The 5,148-nt window shown below is 71.0% G+C and carries 4 protein-coding genes; 1 reads left to right on the top strand and 3 read right to left on the bottom strand.

Going from position 1 to position 5,148, the window contains the following annotated elements; all coding sequences use genetic code 11:
• Positions 1-221: 221 nt before the first annotated feature.
• Entirely contained in the window at positions 222-1,238 is a 1,017-nt protein-coding gene (locus tag QZ433_RS14090) for a LacI family DNA-binding transcriptional regulator (protein WP_295784652.1), read from the top strand.
• Between the two features lie 16 nt (positions 1,239-1,254).
• Here QZ433_RS14090 and QZ433_RS14095 read toward each other — a convergent pair whose 3' ends face one another.
• The 3 genes from QZ433_RS14095 to QZ433_RS14105 form a co-directional block, all read right to left on the bottom strand.
• Positions 1,255-1,695, bottom strand: a complete 441-nt coding sequence (locus QZ433_RS14095) for a cupin domain-containing protein (protein ID WP_295784654.1) — start codon at positions 1,693-1,695, stop codon at positions 1,255-1,257.
• Between the two features lie 138 nt (positions 1,696-1,833).
• A complete protein-coding gene (locus QZ433_RS14100; protein ID WP_295784656.1) occupies positions 1,834-3,555 on the bottom strand; it encodes a glycoside hydrolase family 35 protein in 1,722 nt (573 codons plus the stop codon).
• Between the two features lie 14 nt (positions 3,556-3,569).
• The gene (locus QZ433_RS14105; protein WP_295784658.1) at positions 3,570-5,090 is read right to left on the bottom strand and encodes an alpha-L-arabinofuranosidase C-terminal domain-containing protein; all 1,521 of its coding nucleotides are present in this window, start codon (positions 5,088-5,090) and stop codon (positions 3,570-3,572) included.
• Between the last annotated feature and the right edge of the window lie 58 nt (positions 5,091-5,148).

Genomic DNA, 5,148 nt, shown 5'->3' on the forward strand with positions numbered 1-5,148 from the left:
GAACACCAGACCCTCGCGGGTCAGCGAAGACAGCGGCGCGTCCTCTCGGGTCCGAGGGGCCAGATGGTCGACGGCAAGCATCCGGGGGTCGCTCCTTCGCGGGTTCTGTGAACGTGCACACATTTGCCGTGATCGAAAGGGTGGAGAAAATGTGTGAACGTGCACATACTGACACGGCGTCACGCGATCGTCAACTCCCCGCTGCCGCTAGGCTGACCCTCATGACGCCTCCTCCGCCCGGGCGCCGGCGCAGCACCGTGCACGACGTGGCGAAGGCGGCCGGGGTCTCGCGGGGCACGGTGAGCCGCGTTCTCAACGGCGGCTACGTCTCGGATCACGCGCGAGAAGCCATCCAGGCCGCCATTCGCGAGGTCGGTTACGTCCCCAACAACGCCGCGCGCACCCTGGTGCGTCAGCGCACGCAGGCGGTGGGGTTCATCGTGCACGAACCCCATTCGCTGTTCCTCGAAGACCCCAACATCGGCGCCATCATGCTGGGTGCCAACACCGCGTTGTCCCAGGCCGACTACCAGATGGTCTGCGTCGTCGTCGACACCGATCGCGACACCGATCGCGTCGCGCGCTACCTCAGCGGCGGCTTCGTCGACGGCGCGGTCATCGTCTCGGCCCGCCAGCACGACCCGATCACCGACGTCGTCGAGCGACTCGGGCTGCCCGTCGCCTACGTGGGCCACCCGCCGGGCATCAACCGTCCCTGGGTCGGCATCGACAACCTCGGCGCCGCGCGGGCCATCACCGCGCGCGTGCGCGCGTCCGGGCGCCGGCGCATCGGCATGATCGCCGCCGCGCTCGACCGCGACTCGGGCAGCGACCGCCTCGCGGGTTTCCGCGAAGCGCTCGGCGACGACTTCGACGACACGCTCGTCGAGTCCGTGCCGCTCTACGCCTTCGCCGACGGCGAGGCGGGCATGCGGCGACTGCTCGAGCGCGCCCCCGACATCGACGCGGTCTTCGGAGCCTCGGATGCCGTGGCCGCCGGAGCCGTCCAGGCTCTGCGGGCCGCCGGTCGACGCGTCCCCGATGACGTCGGGGTCGTGGGGTTCGACGACAGCGCCTGGGCGCGCCGGACCGACCCGCCGCTCAGCACGGTCGATCAACCCGCCGAGGGACTCGGGGCCGCAGCGGCCGAGGCCGTGCTGCTGCAGCTGTCGGGCGGTGTCGCCGACGCCGACGGCATCCTGCTCGATGCTCCGGTGGTCTGGCGCGGGTCGGCGTAGGTCCCTCCGCGCGCCCTCAGCCGGCCGCAGCCCAGGGCATCGGGCGATCGGCGTCGCGCGAACTGTCGTCGGGGATGTGGGGCAGGGTCTCCCCGCCGGCGCGGATGCACAGCCAGCGCAGCTCCCCGGGGCTGTCGGGGAGGGCGCGCCAGACGCGCCACACGCCCTGCCCGACGCGGACGACGCTGCCGGGACCGACGTCCACGACGTCGTCGTCGAGGCCCATCTGCCCGCGCCCCTCGAGGAAGACGTAGAGTTCCTCGACTCGGCTGTGCGTGTGCCAGTAGCCCGCGTCCTCGCCGGGGAGCAGGGCGTTCGCCGTCATGCCGATGAACTGCATCGCCAGCTCGTGGTCGACCACGCGCCGTCCGTCGCGGGAGCGCTCGGGGACGAATCCGCCGAAGTGCTCGCGCCAGGCGTCCATGGCTCCGATATCGGTGATCTGGTAGTCGCTCATGCCCCCATCCTGCGCCTTCCGGGCGGACACGACATCACCGAAACAGGGGATGCCACGAGAACAGGGGATGCCACGAGAACAGGCCGATCCGCTCGGAATCGGCCTGTTCTCGGCGCGTACGCCTGTTCTCGTGACGGACTACTCCTCGAGCTGCCCCAGCGAGGGCCCCGCGACGAAGCGCGCGACCGGCTCGACCGCGTGCTCCAGCTCGAGCACGACGATCTCGTTCGCGCCGGCGCGGGTCGCGGGGCCGGGCACGTAGAGCGTGTTCTGCGGCACGTTGTTCCAGTACCGGCCGAGGAAGAAGCCGTTGACGTACACATAGCCCTTGCCCCACGCGCTGGTGTCGAGGAACAGGTCGACGGGGGCGTCGAGGTCGAAGGACCCGCGCAGCAGAGCGCGGCCGACCGCACCGGTGCCGCTTCCGGCGGCGGCCTCGAGCGCGACGGGCGTGGCGGTCCATCCGGTCAGCGGCTCGCCGTTCAGCGTCACCTCGCCGATGAGCCCCTTGGCCTCGCCGAGACGGTCGGCGTAGTTCACCCGGCCCTGGTCCTCGACCAGCACCGTCAGTCGGGCTCCCGCCGGGATGGTCAGCGCGCGCTCGTGCAGCGTCCGCGACAGGCGACCGATGGGGGTCCCGTCGACGTGCACCCAGGCCAGATCGCGGATCTCGTCGAACACCAGGGCCGCGGGGCCGGTGAACGCGGGCAGCGCGACGTCGTAGCGCACGAGCGGGCCGAGGTGCGCGAGCTGCTCGAAGCTCGGCGGGTCGTCGGCCATCGCCGCGGGGGCGACCACCGGCATCCACTCGCCCTCGCCCGACAGGGCGACGTCGAAGGCCGGAGCCTCGGGTCGAGGGCCGGGAACGTCCGAGGGCACGGGAGCGTACTTGGCGATGACCTCGCGGAACGCGTGGAACTTCGCCGTCGGGTGCCCCGATTCGTCGATCGGGGCGTCGTAGTCGTACGAGGTGACGATCGGGTCGAAGCGTCCCTTGTCGTTCGCGCCGTTCGTCGTGCCGAAGTTGGTCCCGCCGTGCACCATGTAGATGTTCACCGAGGCCCCGGCCGCGAGCAGCACGTCGAGATCGTGGGCGGATGCCGCGGGGTCGGTCGTGTGGTGGATGCTGCCCCACCAGTCGAACCAGCCGTCCCAGAACTCGCTGCACATGAGCGGCCCCGTGGGCTGGTGCTCGCGGAGGGTCTCGAGGCGTTCGGCGGAGCGCGAACCGAACGATCCGGTCAGGTGCAGCTCGGGCAGGCTCCCCGCCTCGAGCATCCACGGCATCGGCTGGTCGACGGTGGTCAGCGGCACCGTGATGCCGGCGTCCTTCGTCACGCGCACGAGCTCGCGCAGGTAGTCCTTGTCCGAGCCGTAGGCACCGTACTCGTTCTCGATCTGCACGAGCACGACGTTGCCGCCGCGGTCGATCTGACGGGGAGCGACGATCTCGTACACGCGCCGCAGATACTCCGACACCGCCTCCACGAACCGCGGTTCGGAGCGACGGATGCCGATCCCCGGCGTCGAGGTCAGCCACACCGGCAGACCGCCGTTGTGCCACTCCGCGCAGATGTAGGGCCCGGGGCGCACGATCGCGTGCAGTCCCTCCTCGGCGATCAGGTCGAGGAAGCGGCCCAGGTCGTTCCAGCCCGTGGCATCCCACTCTCCGCGGACGGGCTCGTGCGCGTTCCACGCCACGTAGGTCTCGATGGTGTTCAGGCCCATCGCCTTCGCGGTGCGGATGCGGTCGGCCCAGTGCTCGGGGTGGATGCGGAAGTAGTGCAGCGTGCCCGAGATGACCTGGTGCGGTCGTCCGTCGAGCAGGAAGTCGGTCTCGCCGAGGGAGAAGGTCGTCACGATGTCTTTCGGTATCAGTCGGTCAGGCGCGCGGTCAGGCGCACCCAGGCGAGGGCGGGGAGGGTGAAGCGCAGGATGCCGTCGGCTCCGACCTCGACGGTCAGGGGAGCGGGCGCGACGGGTTCGGCGTCGGCGGAGTTGGTGGTGTGGCGGTCTCCGCCGTCGGGGATCGTGACGACCACGGCCGCGACGTCCGAGACCGGGCCCAGATCGAGCTCGACGGTCGTGGACTGCTCGAGGTCGCGGTGGGCCAGGAACACCGCGACGGCGTCGCCGTCCACGGTGGCCACGGCGTCGACGGCATCCACCGTTCCGTGGCGGGAGGTGTCGATGCGGGCGCCGTCGACGCGGGGGAGCACCACACGACCGGATGCCGCTTTCGCGGTGAGCGCGAACGGGTGGAAGGTGCTCTGGCGCCAGGCCGCGCCGCCGCCGGGCTCGGTGCGGATGGGGGCGATGACGTTGACCAGCTGCGCGAGGTTGGCCATCGACACGCGGTCGGAGCGGCGGATGAGCGTGATGAGCAGGGAGCCGACGACGACGGCGTCGGTGACGGTGTAGTCGTCCTCGATCAGGCGCGGGGCGATCGGCCAGTCGCCGGTGAAGACGCGGGGCTTGTCGACCTCGTTCCAGCGGGTCTGGTTCCACACGTTCCACTCGTCGACGCTGATGCCGATGACGCCGCCGTCGGGGGTCGTGGCGCCGGTGGCGTCGATGATGTCGACGACGTCGCCGATGTAGCGGTCCAGGGCGGCGCCGCTGGCGAGGAAGCTCGCCGGGTCGGCCGGATCCTCCTCGTAATAGGCGTGCACCGAGATGTGGTCGACGAGGCCCGCGGTGTGCCGGAGCACCGTGCGCTCCCACTCTCCGAACGTGGGCATCTCGTGGTTCGAGCTGCCGGCGGCGACGAGCTCGACGCCCGGGTCGATGAAGCGCATCATCCGCGCGGTCTCGGCGGCGAGGCGACCGTACTCGTCCGCGGTCTTGTGCCCGATCTGCCACGGGCCGTCCATCTCGTTGCCCAGGCACCACAGACGGATGCCGAAGGGCTCGTCGCGTCCGTTGTCGCGACGGCGGTCGCTGAGGGCGGTTCCCGAGGGGTGGTTGGCGTACTCGAGCAGGTCGGCGGCCTCGGCGACGCCGCGCGTGCCGAGGTTGACCGCCTCCATGACCTCCAGCCCCGCGGCATCCGCCCACTCGGCGAACTCGTGCAGACCCACCTGGTTGGTCTCGGTGCTGTGCCAGGCGGCATCCAGGCGCACGGGACGCTCGTCGCGGGGGCCGACACCGTCTTCCCACCGGTAGCCCGACACGAAGTTGCCGCCCGGGTAGCGCACGACCGTCGCCCCCAGCTCACGCACGAGCTCGAGCACGTCGGCACGGAACCCGGACGCGTCCGCGGTGGCGTGACCGGGGGAATGGATGCCGTCGTACACGCAGCGGCCCATGTGCTCCACGAAGGAGCCGAAAAGGCGGCGGGGGACGTCGGCTCCGACCGCGGCGCGGTCGACGACGATGCGGGTGGGGGAGGTCATTCGGGTTTCTCCTGGTGGGAAGAGGAAGGGGCGGGTCGCACGACAGATGCGACCCGCC

The organism is uncultured Microbacterium sp. (assembly GCF_913776565.1).
Taxonomy (GTDB): Bacteria; Actinomycetota; Actinomycetes; order Actinomycetales; family Microbacteriaceae; genus Microbacterium.